The sequence below is a fragment of the Photobacterium sp. HL06 genome (genome assembly GCF_059552575.1).
In genome coordinates this window covers 2,280,548-2,297,624 of the sequence record NZ_CM183914.1, presented here as the reverse complement: position 1 = coordinate 2,297,624, position 17,077 = coordinate 2,280,548, and the positions used below count along the sequence as shown (strand labels likewise).

12 protein-coding genes are annotated in these 17,077 nt (G+C 44.1%); 11 read left to right on the top strand and 1 reads right to left on the bottom strand.

The genetic code is table 11. The features are described from left to right. Window positions 1–89: 89 nt before the first annotated feature. From AC51G0_RS10670 to AC51G0_RS10650, 5 genes are all read left to right on the top strand, one after another. Window positions 90–719 carry a TetR/AcrR family transcriptional regulator gene (locus tag AC51G0_RS10670; RefSeq protein ID WP_496298361.1) on the top strand — a complete coding sequence of 210 codons (630 nt, stop codon included), beginning with the start codon at window positions 90–92 and terminating at the stop codon, window positions 717–719. A 522-nt stretch (window positions 720–1,241) separates the two neighbouring features. Then, a complete protein-coding gene (locus AC51G0_RS10665) occupies window positions 1,242–2,045 on the top strand; it encodes a transporter substrate-binding domain-containing protein (RefSeq protein WP_496298360.1) in 804 nt (267 codons plus the stop codon). A 420-nt stretch (window positions 2,046–2,465) separates the two neighbouring features. Then, window positions 2,466–3,068, top strand: coding sequence for a beta-phosphoglucomutase family hydrolase (locus tag AC51G0_RS10660; protein ID WP_496298359.1), 603 nt, complete (start codon window positions 2,466–2,468; stop codon window positions 3,066–3,068). 70 nt (window positions 3,069–3,138) lie between these two features. Further along, window positions 3,139–3,633 carry a hypothetical protein gene (locus AC51G0_RS10655; protein WP_496298357.1) on the top strand — a complete coding sequence of 165 codons (495 nt, stop codon included), beginning with the start codon at window positions 3,139–3,141 and terminating at the stop codon, window positions 3,631–3,633. A gap of 105 nt (window positions 3,634–3,738) precedes the next feature. After that, complete coding sequence (locus AC51G0_RS10650) at window positions 3,739–4,068, top strand: hypothetical protein (RefSeq protein ID WP_496298356.1); 330 nt, start codon at window positions 3,739–3,741, stop codon at window positions 4,066–4,068. A 63-nt stretch (window positions 4,069–4,131) separates the two neighbouring features. On the opposite strand, the gene AC51G0_RS10645 is transcribed toward AC51G0_RS10650, so the two are convergent. Next, window positions 4,132–5,046 carry a WYL domain-containing protein gene (locus tag AC51G0_RS10645; protein WP_496298355.1) on the bottom strand — a complete coding sequence of 305 codons (915 nt, stop codon included), beginning with the start codon at window positions 5,044–5,046 and terminating at the stop codon, window positions 4,132–4,134. Between the two features lie 519 nt (window positions 5,047–5,565). Here AC51G0_RS10645 and AC51G0_RS10640 point away from each other — a divergent pair. The 6 genes from AC51G0_RS10640 (at window position 5,566) to pglX (ending at window position 16,939) form a co-directional block, all read left to right on the top strand. Next, on the top strand, window positions 5,566–6,078 hold the full coding sequence (locus AC51G0_RS10640) for a hypothetical protein (RefSeq protein WP_496298354.1): 513 nt from the start codon (window positions 5,566–5,568) through the stop codon (window positions 6,076–6,078). 156 nt (window positions 6,079–6,234) lie between these two features. Then, window positions 6,235–7,959, top strand: a complete 1,725-nt coding sequence (locus AC51G0_RS10635; RefSeq protein ID WP_496298353.1) for a class I SAM-dependent methyltransferase — start codon at window positions 6,235–6,237, stop codon at window positions 7,957–7,959. A 282-nt stretch (window positions 7,960–8,241) separates the two neighbouring features. Then, window positions 8,242–8,844, top strand: a complete 603-nt coding sequence (locus AC51G0_RS10630; protein WP_496298351.1) for a DUF1819 family protein — start codon at window positions 8,242–8,244, stop codon at window positions 8,842–8,844. A gap of 45 nt (window positions 8,845–8,889) precedes the next feature. Then, window positions 8,890–9,459 carry a DUF1788 domain-containing protein gene (locus tag AC51G0_RS10625; protein ID WP_496298350.1) on the top strand — a complete coding sequence of 190 codons (570 nt, stop codon included), beginning with the start codon at window positions 8,890–8,892 and terminating at the stop codon, window positions 9,457–9,459. A 64-nt stretch (window positions 9,460–9,523) separates the two neighbouring features. After that, window positions 9,524–13,225, top strand: coding sequence for a BREX system P-loop protein BrxC (gene brxC, locus AC51G0_RS10620; protein WP_496298349.1), 3,702 nt, complete (start codon window positions 9,524–9,526; stop codon window positions 13,223–13,225). 141 nt (window positions 13,226–13,366) lie between these two features. Further along, on the top strand, window positions 13,367–16,939 hold the full coding sequence (gene pglX / locus AC51G0_RS10615; protein ID WP_496298348.1) for a BREX-1 system adenine-specific DNA-methyltransferase PglX: 3,573 nt from the start codon (window positions 13,367–13,369) through the stop codon (window positions 16,937–16,939). Window positions 16,940–17,077: the final 138 nt, after the last annotated feature.

Here is a 17,077-nt window from a genome sequence, read left to right as displayed (position 1 = left end):
TTTATTCTAGAACTAGACTGTCTAGTCCACATGAGTTAAAAGTAACCCAAACAAACTAGACTGTCCAGTTTGGTTGTGTTGAATGTGATATGGAGATGTTAACTGTGGGTGAGCCGGTATTGAGTCCAAGAAGTGCACAAAAGAGAGAGCAGATATTGAAAGCGGCTAGCGAGCTGTTTGGCGAGCAGGGGTATGGCATCAGCATGGATGCCATTGCCGTTAAGGCGCAGGTATCTAAACAAACCGTTTACTCTCACTTTAAGACTAAAGATGATTTGTTCGATACTTGTATCAGGGCTAAATGTGTCGCTAATCAGATAGATGGTAATTTGATTAATGATACCCGTCCGATCCGTGATGTGCTTTGTGACTTCGCTTGGCGGTTCCAAAATACCCTGTTGTCAGATGAGGCCAAACATACCTATAAAACCTCGGTAAGCCAGAGTGATACCCATCCTGAACTTGCCAAGGTCTACCTGAATGCGGGCCCGAAGGCGACAACCGAGATGTTAGCGGAGTATCTGCAGCATAATGTGGACAGCGGCTTACTCAGCATTGATATTGATGCCCAAGATGCCGCGATGCAGTTATTACTGATGTTCCACGGCCGGGCGGTATATTGGGGCTACCTTGGTCAAGAAAGCGGTGAGACGGATGAAGATCGCAAGGTGTATTTGGAAAGTTGTGTTGATGTGTTTTTGAAGGGGTATAGATCCTAGGCGCTGGTTCCTAAGAGCTAGATCCTGGGAAGAGCTGGTTCTAGGAAGGGCTGATCTTTGTTCCCAGGATAAGCGTGATAGTTAATTATTATTCGATACCTGAATACTTAACAAATGCCTGATAAGTTCTATCAGGCATTTTTTGTAGTAACGTAGCCATTATTGGTTTATTCATGTTTATCAGCAAAAAGTGACTATTTAGCAGTCACTATCTTTAAATTCAACGTCATAATTACGTGTCGTTTTAGCTGTAGTTTTCGCGTCGCTATACATTAACCCTTCAAGCCATTACTGAGAAAGACGTTGTTAACTTTGATTTTGTTAACCTTTCATCATAAAAAGTATTCGATCTATTTGAATGTCCAATACGGCTTGATAAAAAAGTAATAGTTTGGGTATACCTAATTCAATCGATAGCGCTATCGCTAACCGCATCACTTCTTTGCCAATTGCATAGTTAAAATACTGCTATCTTTAAACGTATGCGCTTGTGTATTCAGGTATATTGGGGGAGAAGTCTATATGAGAGCGTTACACGCCCTGAAGAGTGTTTTCCTTGTAGTTCTCGTTATAGTGTCGGTGCTCTCAAATCCTTCCTTTGCGGCGCCCAGCCGCTTGCAGCAAGTCATTGATCGCGGTGTGCTTCGTGTTGGTACCACGGGTGATTGGAACCCCATGACCATCCGTGATCCGGCAACGAACTTTTACAAAGGCTTTGATATCGACATAACGACCGAGCTGGCGAAAGACTTGGGTGTGACGGTGGAATATGTGGCAACTGACTGGAGAACCTTGGTCAGTGGTGTGGTCACCGATAAATACGATATGACAGGGAGCGCAGCCCTTAATATGACGCGTGCGAGAGTGGCGGGTTACAGTCAGCCTTATTTTGTCCTTGCCTTTGTCCCTGTCATTCAAAAACAAAACTTCAAGCGCTATCGTAAATGGAGTGACTTTAATACTAACTCCATTATCATCACGTCGACCAAAGGGACAGTACAAGAATCGTTGGCCAAAGAGTTGTTCCCAAAGGCCAGGCATAATGTCATCCAGGCCCCGGCTCGCGACTACCAGCAATTGCTCGCCAATAAGTCGACAGTCATTGTGACATCGAATATTGAAGCTGCCACTATCACCAATCGTTTTCCCCAACTGACGGTCGCAAAAGTGAAAGGCATGCGTCGCCCCACACCTGTAGCAATGTTGCTGCCGAAAGAAGATCAGATCTGGATTAATTACATCAACCATTGGATCGAGCTTAAAAAGACCCAAGGTTTCTTTGATCGTATTGCCCGAAAGTGGGGGTTGGTAAGCCTAGATATCTGATAAGGTCGAAACCCCTATGGTATTAATCTGAATAATACTATTTGAGTACTTGTACGGTTGAACGAGTGCAATAAAAGTGACATGGTGGGTTGGTAGATTTCAAGGTAAACAAGGGGGAGCAGGGGCGAGTTCCTAGAAACTAGTTCCTAGAGGTAAAGCAAGAGCTTGACTTACCTTTAGGCTCGGAGAGCCCGTCTTGCAGGAACCAGGAACCAGGAACCAGGAACCAGGAACCAGGAACCAGGAACCAGGAACCAGGAACCAGGAACCAGGAACCAGGAACCAGGAACCAGGAACCAGGAACCAGGAACCAGGAACCAGGAACCAGGAACCAGGAACCAGGAACCAGGAACCAGGAACCAGGAACCAGGAACCAGGAACCAGGAACCAGGAACCCGAAAACCAAACAAAAGGAGCAATATGGACTTATCAGCCTATAAAGGACTCATCTTCGACATGGACGGCACTCTGATAGATTCAATGCCTGCCCATGTACTAGCGTGGAAACAAACGTGTGAACTGTTCGAGATCCCGTTTGATGAACAGTGGTTTTACAGTTTAGGTGGCATGCCAACCATCAAAACCGCGCAGGCCATTAATCGCCGATACGACCAAAACTTCGATACCACGCGATTAGCCAATACAAAATGCGAATTCTTTGAAGCGCTGGATTATAAAGGTGAAGTGATTGAGTCAACGTATCAAATCCTTCTCGATAATAAGCCATCGAAGAAAATTGCAGTTGGTACCGGATGCCGCCAGATGAACGCATTGCCGCTACTGGATGAGACCAATATCTTGCCGTTGCTAGATGCACTGGTAACCGCCGATGACGTAGAAAAGCACAAACCCAATCCCGACACCTTCTTGCAGGCAGCCACACGCATCGGGCTAGATCCCGAGCACTGCTTAGTATTTGAAGATACCGAGCTGGGAAAAACAGCCGCCCTAGCAGCAGGTATGGATTGTGTATTGGTGGTTGATGGTGAGATCAGCAGTTTAACAAAAGCGAGCAATCGCTAAAAGAATCTGATTACACCTTCCGGTAGAAAGGGTATTCTTCTCCACATTGAATGAATACCCTGATGACACCATGAAGAAAACAGCAGCTGAATCGATGCCTCCACGTTCCTCTCACCTAGCTTCAGATCAAGGCTCAAGATCAAAAGAGCAATATCCCATCTCAGAAACCCGTTTCTGGATCCAGCGCCTGAGTAAAACAGGTGTTAGGGCATTGCACATCTTGGGAATCGCAGGCTCTGCTGGTGGTATCTTATACGGGGTAGAGCGGGAACTCTGGCTCAACTGGTGGATCCTGGCCATGGTAACGGGCCTGGTGATGATGACATTGGAGATCCGCCGCTCCAAACTGTGGTTAATTCAGCTTAAAGGTGTGCTTACACTCGTCAAGCTCGCGTTGTTGGGCTCATTTTTTATCATTCCCCAGCACAAACCTATGCTGTTTATCACCATCTTGTTGATGTCAGTGTTGATCGCTCACGGCCCGGCCGGGCTGCGCCATTACTCCATCTGGCACCGACGTCGCATAGATGAGAAACCACGCAAGAAAAAACTGATGAATGGGTAAATTTGTGAACCGAATTGGTACATTTTTGCGCAAAGCATAATAATGTAACTACGACACTGATAACAATTTAGTCTGGTATAACCATTATTTAGCAAGGAGCCGCCCTTGAAACCATTCCTTAGTATCATTCTTTTGCCATTGCTGCTTGCAGGCTGTTCGCAATCTGTCGATGAGCGGGCTGATGAGTATGTCGATTTGAGCTTCACCTTATGCGGTGCCAAAGTGAAGGCTTACTCACAGGGAGATGACGGAAAAATAAGGGTAGTGTGTGAAAATGAAAGCTACTTTTTGGTAAAAGACAAAGCAACACTGGCCTATATGAACGAGCTAAACGGCGCATATTGCTACGGCAAAGGTTTTTCCGTCTTTAATGAACGCAGCAGCTATTACACATTTACCTGCATGGATGAGAAGAGCTTCAACATACCGAAGTAGCGGCTAATACCAAACAGAACAGTTGAATAGGTTAATAGCACATTAACCTATTCAAGAGACTTGTTAATCTTTCCGGTAGCCCGGTGCTAGTTTGGCGCTATTTACCTGATATAAGGCCTGCGGGTTACCCAGTGCCAACTGATAGCCAACACACTCGTGAAGGTACCCATCTTGGCTGCAGTCAACTTCCCACTTACGCAATAGATAACCAGCAAGGGCAGCACGCGCTTCAATGATCTTCTTGCCGTTTTGCATTTCATAATCAAGCTCAATGGCTTCAGGGTTGCCTTGCTTAGGGTGGGGGATCAGCTCAAGCTCAATAAACTTCTGCCACTGGCGATCTTCAGCGGCCTGTTCATTGTGATTGGGTGTCTCGTCGAGGATACGTGCCGATACCACACGGTTACAGACGACATCCATAAACTGTTCATTCTTGCGGTCAAAAGAACGGACATGCCAGCGGTTGCCTGAATCGACCAAGCTGTGTGGTGCGATTTGGCGTGTACTTTTACCACTCGACGTTGAGATATATTCCACCTCAACAACCTTATTGCGGTAAATCCCTTCGCACAGCGCGGCCATGATAGCGGTTTTAGGAATCGTCAGCGGCTCAGGCGACTCACAGCTGATCGGAAATTCCTGATAGCCCGAAAACCCATCACCATAGCCTAAAGACACCGTTGCCAATGTCTTTTTCAGATCCAGATTAAACAGCGGGCTGAACGCAGGCTGCTTGTAGTATTTCTTTGAGCGCATATCCAGCTTCAGGTTATCTGGTGCAATTTCTTTGTATACCGAAAAGTCACGTGTTGTTGCGGCATGTCCCACAGCAAAACGATCGATCAAATCCTTACGGGTAACCTCACCCAGAAAGTAGAGCGCAAAATCAATGAACGCCAGGCGCTCACGTTGTGCCGATCCGATAGCATCCAGCTTTTTAGTGATATCCATATTGTGATCGTGTTTGTGTAAAGACATGGTTATTTATCCAGTATTTCTTATGCAGACTAATATATACCGAAAATAAGTAGAAGCAAGACCTGAAAGCGTTATCCATTAGTTTTCTTAGGTAATTGCTTGCACCCTTCAAGCAATGCCATACGGATTCGTGAAGAACTTGATATGGACAAACTTATCTAGACTATAACTACTGATTAAATCAACAGGTTTACATAATCAAAAGCAGTAGATATCATTTATGTACTGCTTTTGAGTACATATTGATTTTGTTTTGGTGATGCAATGCGTGTTTTATGAACTCTACCGCATACGTGGCAGGTGGTGGTTGTAGTCTGATAATAAATGACAATGATGTTTACAGTAGTCGTTAGAAATAAAATCTCTTTAGTAGTGAAAAACTGCTTTTGATGTGGAAAATACGCTGTCGCATAAGATTCTTTGCTGCGCAGAGATAGTGAGGCAGCATGATATGCAGATAATTGCCTTCATGCCATAGGAACGGCTACTTTGGTTCAGTAGATTAGGTAGTGACAGAAAGTGACGTTCACAACAAAACAGCTATCACAGGCATATGACGTACTGGTTCAAGGTGTTGTGCACCTTGATGACAACCTGCGGCAGGGTGTATTGGTTTATATCGAGAGTTTGCTGGTTGAGCAGGGTGTTCCTCGTAACAGATACCTGACACTGGACAATCTGCATAACCATTATCCTTATGCGCGCATGGCTTCATACATGGCCATCGATTTTTTCGATATTGATGAGCAGCGCTCAAAGCGACCGTGCAACGATGCCAACTTCAAACCGATTAGCCTGAAGGTATGTACGGTAGTTCGAGAAGATGGCCACACGCCCGTTCATCGCTGGCACACGGTGGGTACATTTCGCTGTGATCATATTATTGAGGCTATCCATGCGTTACTGGAAATACTCAGTAACGAGGAGTATTTCAGTCAGTGCAAAGCCTGTAACAGCATACGACCTGCAGGATACCTAGACGAAGATGATGTTTGTGATTGCTGCTGTGATGAGCTGTTGGGAGTGGCGTAGGCCATTTAATTTTTAATTAATATCTGCTTTCGCCCTTGGCTCTAGAGTAGCAAGGATAAAGTGTGCGTTTGCTAAAGCTCTTTCTATCTTGTTGATGCAATTAATAATTGTTGGGACTAGAATGAGCGCCATTGCATAAAAGTAAACGTATTAGCTGTGAACCAGAATATAGACTTCTACCATCAAAATGCCTCAAGCCTCGCTGATAGCTATTTGCAGCTTTCTTTTGAGGATGTCCACGCAAGCTGGAAGCCATATTGGCCTGCAGCGGGTGATCGGCAACATCCCGTTCGAGTATTAGATGTTGGGGCGGGTAGTGGCCGAGATGCCAAATGGTTTGCTCAACACGGCTGTGAAGTGTTTGCCATTGAACCCGCTCAATCCCTGAGTGTTATAGGCCGTGAGCACACAGACGGCTTAGAAGTGACCTGGCTTGATGATGCGCTTCCTGAATTAAAGAAGGTTATAGATTTAGGCATTCGTTTTGACTTGATCCTTGTGTCTGCTGTTTGGATGCATATCGCTAAATCTGAACGCAAGCGGGCTTTCCGTAAGCTTGCAAATTTACTGGCACCCAATGGAAAACTTGTTATTACGCTGCGCCATGGAAGCTTTAGTGACGGGCGTACCACTCATGGTGTTTCTGTAGAAGAACTCGAACAATTTGCTAAAGATCATGCGCTTCATGTTTGCCATAAAACAGAACGTTATGAAGACGCGATGGGGCGAGCTGATGTTCAATGGCAAACGGTGGTATTCAACCTGCCCGATGATGGTACGGGGGATTTAACCAAAGTTCGCCATATTATCGTTAATGACAGTAAGTCCGCGACCTATAAATTAGCTCTGCTTCGAACCTTACTGCGCATTGCCGATGCCCATCCGGGTGCTGTATTGGATAGAACTGATGGCAAAGTCGCACTGCCTTTGGGCTTGGTGGCACTGTACTGGATCCGCCAGTTCAAGCGCTTAATCGATATAGAAATCGATGGTACCCAAGGCATTCAACAAAATAGTAATACCAGCAAAGGGTTGGGCTTCGTTAAAGAAGAGGGCTGGAACAAGCTCAAGCATTTAACGGCAGATGATTTAGCCGTTGGTGCCATGTTTATCGGTGAAGATGGCAAAGCCCTGCAGAACACTATTAAAGATACGTTGGCCACGATTAAGCAAGGGCCTGTTACCTTTATCTACCAAGGAGATAGAAGCAACACCTTGTTCCAAATGGAGCGCCAGACCAAACGCACGCAGCCATCTTTGGTTATCGATAGTGAGTTTCTGGCTAGCTATGGCAGTTTCATTTTGGATGAAAGCCTGTGGGAATGTTTACGTTTATACAGTAGTTGGATTGAGCCGCTGGTGGTTAATCAGTGGGTATTGGAAATGCAGCGCTTTCGCAGCAACCAAGAACGAAATATTGGCCTTCAAACCTATTATGATTGCCTGATTTGGGTCGATAAAGATCACGATACCCGTGCTGTTCGCAAGAAAGTCGATGCACTTCGTCAGTGTGGCACAGTTATTCAGAGCGTCTGGAGTGGTTCAAAATTGCGTGATCAGTACCATGTCGATCATTGTCTACCGTTTGCCTATTGGCCGAATAATGATCGTTGGAATCTGTTGCCAACCACCACAACTGAAAACCTGAACAAGAAAGACAGATTACCGAAATCTAAGCGCCTTCATGAATCAAAAGATCGCATATTGGAGTGGTGGCAAACTGCCTGGCAGAACGAGCAGGAACAAACTCGATTCTTCGATGAGGCTGTGTTGTCACTACCAAACCTACCGTCACAATGCCGTAACTTCGAAGACGTGTTTGAAGCAATGGGGTTGCAGGTTAAAGGAGTGAAGAGTCGGTTGCTGGTGGGGGAGTGGTGATAATTGTGAGTAGGGGGTTAAGTGAGTATTTTGAGTCATCACAAGAAAAGTTAAGTTCAGAAGTCACTGTATCAGTTCTTGTTTTGAAAGGTTAAAATAGCGGGCTAAAACCTATTATTGAGCGCCTGAACTTTAAGCCATTAGCTGTTGATTTGAGCGAAAAAGCTCTTTATAGCAAAGCGATATGAAATATATGCTTTGAGTTTGGCTAAAAATTAACAAGGTTCAAGGTACTTAGCCTCGAAGGCTTATAAATTTTCATCGGATTGACGAGACTGACTCATGAACCCTGCAAAACAATATCTTGGCGACATCATTGGTGGCAGCATTATGCTACGAGAGAGTAGGTTGATTGCCGAACTACTATTGACTGAACCTGATGCTGAAACATGGTCACAAAAAATCGAAAATGAAAACCTGTTGCAAAAAACATCTATTCAGTCAGCGAAACGTTTTGCATCGACTATCAAGAAACGACTTGAACCCATGAGTAAAGAGTTCCTCGAGGAACTCGTTGAAGCGGATGACATGCTCGCAAGCCAGTTACTATTAATTGCGAGCATGCTTAACTCACCGGTGATCGCAGACTTTATGAAGACTGAGTTAGCCGATGCACATCGAGTCTATCGTGAAAAATTGGACAGCGATTGCTGGTTAGAATTTTATGAACAACGTTCTCGAGTGATCCCAGAGCTGGCTGCATTTTCTGAGAGCTCAATTAAGAAGATGGGTAATAACGTGATTAAAGTGCTGGCAGATACACAGTATCTTGAGTCAGGTAGAAGTAAAATGTTGCAATCAGTTTATGTGCAACCTGAGGCGCTAGCGTGGGCTGAAAAGCTAGAAAAACCAGAATTAGTTGAAGCGTTACAAAGCGGTCGATAGTCAATGACAATGAACAAAGCACAAATGAGTGAGCTACAAGACAGGTTGGATGCGATTCAGCCAAAGCTTCAAAGTGAAGAATTTCTATGTAATAAAGGCCTTGGTAATGAAATCGGCTTTTATATCTTCGATTATGCACCTGAAGCAGAACAGCTAGTCAATGAGCAATTAGAGATGATCTGCCAGCGTTTGGAGAAGCGTGGGCGCAAGTTTGTTCATCTGAACCTATTTGACGTATTACTAGAAATGCTTGAGTCTCGAAAATTACTTGATAAAGCGTTTCAGCTCCACAAAGTAAAAGGTGATGAAGCCTTGCTTAAGGCATTAAAAGGTCCTTTAGATCAAAAGCGGGTTGCTGAGTTTTTGATTAAAAAAATGGAGCCTAATAACCAAGATTTCGTGTTGTTATCGGGCCTTGGTTCATGCTGGCCTTTACTTAGAGGGCATAGCCTGCTTAATGCCTTGCATGCCGATATGGGAGAAACACCATTAGTACTCTTTTATCCAGGTAGTTACACGGGACTAGAGCTACACCCTTTTGGCAAGATTGACTCAGCGAATTATTACCGAGCATTTGAGCTTGTGCCGCACAAGAAGTCGACAATTCAAAACTGATCGTTAGTCGTTTCTAAGTAAACAGCTTGCGATAAAGATTTTATATTTAACAAAGTGAATATCCATGAGTATTGAACATATTTTTAGTAAACCCTTAAGTCGTAATATTAACGGGGTAGTAAAAGCAGATCAGCTTGATGAGCAAAGCGTATGGGTTGAGCTTGATGAATATGTTGTTACTAACGAGCTCGATCGTCACCTTCGTAGTTTCTTTGAAAACTACCTGCCAGCCGTTCAAAATCCGGATGACCCATCGGTTGCCGGGAACATTGGTGTTTGGGTGTCGGGCTTCTTTGGCTCTGGTAAATCTCACTTTATTAAAATTTTATCGTATCTGCTTGAAAACCGTGATGCGGCGTATTTAGGTGAAACCAAGAAAGCGGCGGAGTTTTTCAAAGATAAGATCGCCGATCCGATGCTGTTTGGTGATATCCATGCATCGGTAAACCGCGATACCGACGTCATTCTTTTCAACATCGATAGCCGCGCAAATACAGAAGACAAAGAAGATGCCATTCTGAAAGTCTTCTTGAAAGTGTTCAATGAACGCCTAGGTTACTGTGGTGATCACCCGCATATTGCCCACATGGAGCGTGAGCTTGATAACCGTGGTCAATACCAAGCGTTCAAAGACGAGTTTGCTGAACTCACCATGTCTACATGGGAAGAAGAGCGGGATGCTTACGACTTTTATCGTGATCAGATGTCTGAAGCATTGAGCAAGGCATCTGGCCAATCTGAAGAGTCGACACGCCAGTGGGTTGAATCACTGGAAACTAACTTCCCGTTGGATATCGCCAACTTCTGTAAATGGGTGAAGCTGTACCTTGATAAAAGTGGTGACAAAAACATCATTTTCCTTGTCGATGAGGTAGGCCAGTTCATTGGTACCAACACTCAAATGATGTTGAAGCTGCAAACTATCACCGAAAACCTAGGGACAACCTGTGGTGGCCGTGCTTGGGTTATTGTAACGTCACAAGAAGATATCGATGCCGTACTTGGCGACCTGAAAGCAAAAGAAGGTAAAGACTTTTCTAAAATCCAGGGGCGTTTCAAAACCCGAATTTCATTGTCTTCATCTAACACCAATGAAGTGATTCAGAAACGTTTATTGCTAAAGACTGATTCAGCTAAAGATGACCTTGGTATTATCTTCAATCAAAAAGGTGACATCCTTAAGAACCAGCTGGCATTCGATAGCACAACAACCGCAGAGCTGGCTAACTTCAGCGACAATGTTGATTTTATTGATAACTACCCATTTGTGCCTTATCAGTACACCTTGGTGCAAAAGGTATTTGAGTCGATTCGTAATGCAGGTGCAACGGGTAAACACCTGAGCCGTGGTGAACGCTCGTTATTGGATGCGTTTCAAAATGCTGCTCAGCAGATTAAAACCGAGCGCGTTGGCTCGTTGATCCCGTTCTACCGTTTTTATCCGGCGATCGAAAGCTTTTTGGACACCGTAGTTAAAATGACCATCGACCAGGCCTGTGAGAAGCGTACTTTGACTCACTTTGATGGTGACGTACTTAAGACGTTGTTCTTAATCCGTTATGTTGATGTCGTGAAATCTACGCTTGATAACTTGGTCACATTGTCGATTGAAGAAATTGATGCCGACAAGATTTCGCTAAAAAAACACATCGAAGAAAGCCTCAATCGTTTAGAACGCGAAATGTTGATTGCTCGCAACGGCGATGAGTACATCTTCTTGACAAACGAAGAGAAAGAGATCGAAAACGAGATCCGTCATACTGATATTGAAGCAGCTAAGTTAAGCGATAAAGTCTCAGACCTTTTGCTGAAAGAAGTGCTTAAAGGTCAAACTAAATACCGTTATCCGGTCAATAATCAAGATTTTGAAATCAGCCGATTCAGCGACGGTGTCCCGAAAGACAGCAAAAGCGACAACGACTTAGTCCTAAAAATCGTTTCACCGCTACAGATGGGGTATGGCGATTACAAGCAAGATAGCCATTGTCAGACATACAGTAGCCAAGGGGCTGGCTGTGTGTTAGTTCGCCTGGGCGAAGACAAGCTTGTTTGGGATGAGTTGTCGACATTCATGAAAACCGAGCGGTTCTTACAGCATAACAACCATGTTACGCGACCAGAGCAAGCGAAGCTGTTGAATGAAAAGGCACTAGATAATAACAGCCGTGGTAAGCGACTAAAAAGTATGTTTACCGAGTTGGCGCTAGAAGCGAGTATTTTTGCGATTGGTAATAAGCTTGACTCTAAGGGCAATAGCTTTAGCAATATCATTGACGCCTCGTATAAATACGTTATCGAAAATAGCTTCCGTCACCTTGATATGTTGAAAGCTTGCGATGATCCATTGCGTGAGCTTAAAGCAGTATTAATGGCGGATGATATTGGCCAGCTGAGTATCGATCTTAACGATCCTGAGCAAAATGCTGAAGCGATTGCTGAGGTAGAGCGTTACATCCAAGGTAACGACGAGCTTAATCGCGCCATGTACCTTAAAGATGTATTGATTCACTTTTCGCATCGTCCATATGGTTGGCGCCGAGAAGAGGTCATGCTGCTTATCGCCAAACTAGGTCTGGCAGGCAAGGTAAGCTTCACACTGTCAGGTGAAGAGTTGGCACTGAAGCGTAGCTTTGATGCGTTTACATCTGTGCGTAAGCACGGTGATTTACGTATTCGCCGTGTTCGTCAGCACAATGATGCCCAGCTGAATAAAGCGAAAAAGTTAGGCAAAGACTTGTTTCATAAACCGTTCAACGGCAGTGAAAAAGAGCTGGCTGATCAGTTCTCTAAATACTTTAAACAATGGGAACAAGACTTAAAAACGTTTGAGCGCCAAGCGGGTAGCGTTAGCCAGTGCCCGGGTAAATCAACGATTGAAGATGGTCAGCGTTTAGTGGCCGGAGTACTAGAACAACCGAATAGTTACGCTATGATCGAGCGCATCTTGCAAGATGCTAATGAGCTTGACGAGTTTGTTGAAGATTTCGAAGATCTGGAAGACTTCTTCGGACAGCAGTTTGATACCTGGAAGCAGTTAGCTAACGCTCTGAATACCAAGTTCAAAGCGAATATCTCGGTACTTGAGAAGCAGCAAGAAGCATCAAAAGCACTCTCAGCGCTGAACGATATTTATGTCAGTAAAAATCCTTACAAACAACTTAAAAATGTTGCAGGTCTTATTGAGCAGGTCGAAAAAGCCAACCAAGCGATTTTGACTGAAAAGCGTGATCATGCGTTAGAACGTATTGCTAACCGAATCGATCTTATCGAGAAGCAGCTTGTTGAGTCTAATGCGAGCTCGGATTTACGTAATAAAGCATTGCTGCCGCTACAGAACTGCCGAAAAGCCGTGCAAAACTCAGATTCTTTATTTGAAATTACGGCGCGCCAGTCAGACTCTAAATCACATGAAAGCGATGCGATTAACCTGATTAACGAGCATATTGCCCAGCAGCAACGCTTATTTGAAGCGCAAAAACGTCGCCAAGAAGAAGAGGCGAAAAAGGCCCTTGAAGCTCAAAAAGCGGCACAGGAGCAATCTGGATTACTGGACCCAGTTATAACCAAGCCTAAAGTTGAAGAGCCAAAGGTTGTTTATAAGGCACCGGTATCAAAACCGGTTAAAACGATTGATCCAACAGAAATCGTTTCTCAAGGATTTATTGAAACACAGGATGATATCGAGAAGTACCTTGGCAGCCTACGTAAAGAGCTAGAACAAGCGATTAAGTCTGGTAACAAGGTGCGTTTGGAACTGATGGATTAAAGAACCGGATAAAGACGGGCAAAGTGATTATGCGGTAGCTTATCGTTGTCCGTCGGTTTCAATCAAAAACATACTCCTAGTAAGAGAGTGGTCAAATTAGCAGCAGCTAAAAGACGGCTCTCTTCTCGTATAGAGATAATCATGAATACAAACAACATTAAAAAATACGCCCCAAAAGCGCGCATTGAATTCTTTGAGGCTGTTGCGGCACGTGCCAACAACCTTGGTATTTATACTGACCGTATTGATGAAGCGGCGATCACTGGTGATGTGATGCAAGTGGGGGATAAAACCTTCCCGATTAGTCAAAAAGCACAGCGTGATGCGTTACTAACGTTGGTTGCACAGCAAGGCTTTGAAGCGGTAATTGACCACACGGCAAGTACCTGGTTTAACCGTTTGTGTGCGATCCGCTTTATGGAGCTAAAAGAGTATCTTGAGCATGGTTATCGCGTTCTAAGCCATCCAAGCCAAGCGAATGGTTTTGAGATCTTAGGTCACGCCGCCGATGTCGCAGAAGAGCTAGGCTTAAACCGTTCTGAAGTATTAGAGATGTCACTGGCGGGTGATAAAGAAGAAGAGCTGTACCGTCAGTTGCTACTAGGCCAATGTCATGCATTGCACGATGCGATGGACTTCCTGTTCGACAAGGTCGATAGCGTTAGTGAACTGCTACTACCTGATGGCTTAACCCGTACTGATTCTATTTTGCGCTCATTAGTCGATGACGTACCCGAAGAAGATTGGGATCAGGTTGAAATTATCGGTTGGCTTTACCAGTTCTATATTTCTGAAAAGAAAGATGAAGTGATCGGTAAGGTAGTGAAGTCGGAAGACATTCCTGCGGCTACTCAGTTATTTACCCCGAACTGGATTGTACAGTACTTGGTGCAAAACTCAGTTGGCCGCCAGTGGCTACAATCTTACCCAGAATCCAACATAAAAGCGGAAATGCCATACTACATCGAACCTGCCGAACAGACCGATGAAGTGAACGCACAGCTGGCAGAAATTACCCCGGACTCATTAGAGCCAGAAGCGATTAAGGTACTTGATCCTGCTTGTGGTTCCGGCCATATATTGGTAGAAGCCTATAACACCCTAAAAGCGATTTACGATGAACGTGGTTACCGTTCGCGTGAAATCCCACAGCTGATCCTAGAAAACAACTTGTTTGGTTTAGATATTGACGATCGTGCTGCCCAGCTAGCAGGCTTTGCCTTGATGATGATGGCACGTGAAGATGATCGCCGCATCTTCACCCGTGGCGTAAAACTCAATGTTCTGTCTCTGCAAGAAAGTACCCATTTAGATATCCCGCAACTATGGCGTGATTTGGATCTGAACGGCGATCAACAAGTAGGCCAAAGCCAAGATCTGTTTGCAGAAGAAGACGCTGAACTGGATGTTGAAGATGAGCAATTCAAGCTTCTTCAGCTTATTAAACGGTGGTTTCTACAAGCGAAAACTCTGGGCTCTTTGACTGATGTACCCGCAGAGTATCAACAGCAACTATTAGACTTGAAAGATAAGCTTGTTGAGCTTCAAGATAATGGAAATACAGCGCAGAAGCCTGGCGCTGAATTACTATTGCCATTTGTGCAACAAGCTTGGTTGCTATCTCAACGTTATGATTCAGTTGTTGCCAATCCCCCGTATATGGGGGGCAAAGGAATGAACAAAGAACTGAAAGATTTTGCCAAGAAGAATTACCCAAATAGTAAGTCAGATTTGTTTGCTATGTTTATGGAGCGAGCTTTTGAACTTCTAAAAGAAACTGGCTATAACGCTCAAATTAATATGCAATCTTGGATGTTCTTGTCGAGCTTCGGGAATATGCGTGAGTCTTTATTAGATACCAAGACTTTTGTGACAATGGCACACTTAGGAGCACGTGCGTTTAGTCAGATTTCTGGAGAAGTTGTTCAAACTACAGCGTGGGTTTTGGGTAAGTCTTCTATTGAGGGTTACCAACCAACTTTTTTCCGTCTTGTCGATGGCAGAGAGAAAGAGAAAGCACAAAACTTGTTGTCTAATAGTCATCGCTTCGATTCTGTTAAACAAGTTGAATTTAGAAAAATACCAGGTAGTCCCTTAGCTTATTGGGTTCCTCACCAAGCATTCTTGGCTTTCACCAACAAGCAATTATCAAATTTAGGTAAACTGGGTAAAGGTTCTGATACTGGGAAGAATGAGAGATTTATTAGACATTGGGCTGAAGTAAATCTAGATAATATAAATCGCAATCAAATACCCAATGAGCTAATTGCAGGGAAATGGTTTCCTACCCACAAAGGCGGTGGTTTTTGTAAATGGTATGGGTTACGTGAATGGGTTGTCAATTGGGAAAATGATGGCGTTGCCATAAAAAAATATGGGAAGTGCAACATTAGAAATAAAGGTTATTATTTCAAGGATTGCTTTAGCTGGGGGAAAATTACCTCAAATCAATTCAGTGCTCGCTATATTCCAGAAGGTTCTATAGCTGACGATGCTGGGCCATCCGGATTTTTAGGTAAAGAAAATAAAAGAGCCCTAGCAATTATAAACTCCTCTTCGGCGCAATATTTACTAAAAATTTTGAGCCCAACATTAAATTATCAAGTTGGTGATGTTTCTAAAATTCCATATATTGATATTGAGGTCGAAAATTTGGTTAATGAAGCTACATCAATAACAAAGCAGTGCTATGACCAAGTTGAAACATCATGGGATTTTAAATGTCATCCACTTTGTAATAAGAATAGCAATCCTAGTGTTGTTTCTGAATTAGAAAAAACAATTGATGAGAGCAAAGGGAACATAATAGATATTCAGAAAGTCGAAGAAGCAATAAATATAGCGGTAGCCTCAGCATTAGGACTTGATGATGTAGTCAGTACAGAAGTTTCTAACTGTGATATTTCCGCTACATATAACCCATTTACTGAAAACTTAAATTCCAGTTTAATTGTTTCGTTGGCCAGTTATAGTCTCGGCTGCATGATGGGCCGTTACTCCCTCGATCGTGAAGGACTAATTTACGCACATGCGGGCAACGAAGGCTTTACTGATTTAGTCAACCAAGGTGCATACAAAACCTTCGCAGCCGATGACGACGGCATCATTCCACTAACAGACATGGAGTGGTTCCCTGATGACGCAACGTACCGTTTCCGAGATTTTGTCCGTACTGTTTGGGGTGAAGAACGCCTGCAAGAGAACCTGGATTTTGTCGCTGAAAGCCTATGCTTGCATGCCATTAAGCCGAAACGTGGTGAATCGAGCTTGGATACTATCCGTCGTTATATGTCGGCGCAGTTCTATAAAGATCACCTGAAAACCTACAAGAAGCGCCCGATTTACTGGCTATTCAGTTCAGGTAAACAGAAAGCGTTTGAGTCTCTGGTGTACTTACATCGTTATAACGAAAGTACCTTGTCACGTATGCGTACCGAGTATGTCACGCCACTGCTGGGTAAATACGAAGCGCGCTTAGGTCAGTTGGAGCAGCAGTTAGATTCTGCTTCAACCAGTGAAAAGACCAAGCTGAAGAAAGAAATGACCGCGCTTGAGAAGAAACAAGCCGAGCTTCGTACCTTCGATGACAAGCTGAAGCACTTCGCCGATATGCGTATCTCACTTGATCTCGATGACGGGGTAAAAGTGAACTACGGCAAATTCGGTGACTTGCTGGCTGATGTAAAAGCGATCCACGGTAAAGCGGTTAAGTAAACATCATGCTGACAAGCGGAGGTGAACAAGGCCTCCGCTTTTTACTTAACAAGCATACAGTTACCAATGTTTTATCAACGCCAAAACCCCCACATTTCCTTAGTCTTTAATGAGTCAGCTCATGACTTAAGGTATAAT

Excerpts from the sequence above, each read along its gene's own strand:
- AC51G0_RS10630 (WP_496298351.1), top strand. The coding sequence starts at position 8,242 with ATGAACCCTGCAAAACAATATCTTGGCGACATCATTGGTGGCAGCATT.
- pglX (WP_496298348.1), top strand. The coding sequence starts at position 13,367 with ATGAATACAAACAACATTAAAAAATACGCCCCAAAAGCGCGCATTGAA.
- AC51G0_RS10665 (WP_496298360.1), top strand. The coding sequence starts at position 1,242 with ATGAGAGCGTTACACGCCCTGAAGAGTGTTTTCCTTGTAGTTCTCGTT.
- AC51G0_RS10670 (WP_496298361.1), top strand. The coding sequence starts at position 90 with ATGGAGATGTTAACTGTGGGTGAGCCGGTATTGAGTCCAAGAAGTGCA.
- AC51G0_RS10655 (WP_496298357.1), top strand. The coding sequence starts at position 3,139 with ATGAAGAAAACAGCAGCTGAATCGATGCCTCCACGTTCCTCTCACCTA.
- brxC (WP_496298349.1), top strand. The coding sequence starts at position 9,524 with ATGAGTATTGAACATATTTTTAGTAAACCCTTAAGTCGTAATATTAAC.
- AC51G0_RS10660 (WP_496298359.1), top strand. The coding sequence starts at position 2,466 with ATGGACTTATCAGCCTATAAAGGACTCATCTTCGACATGGACGGCACT.
- AC51G0_RS10645 (WP_496298355.1), bottom strand. The coding sequence starts at position 5,046 with ATGTCTTTACACAAACACGATCACAATATGGATATCACTAAAAAGCTG.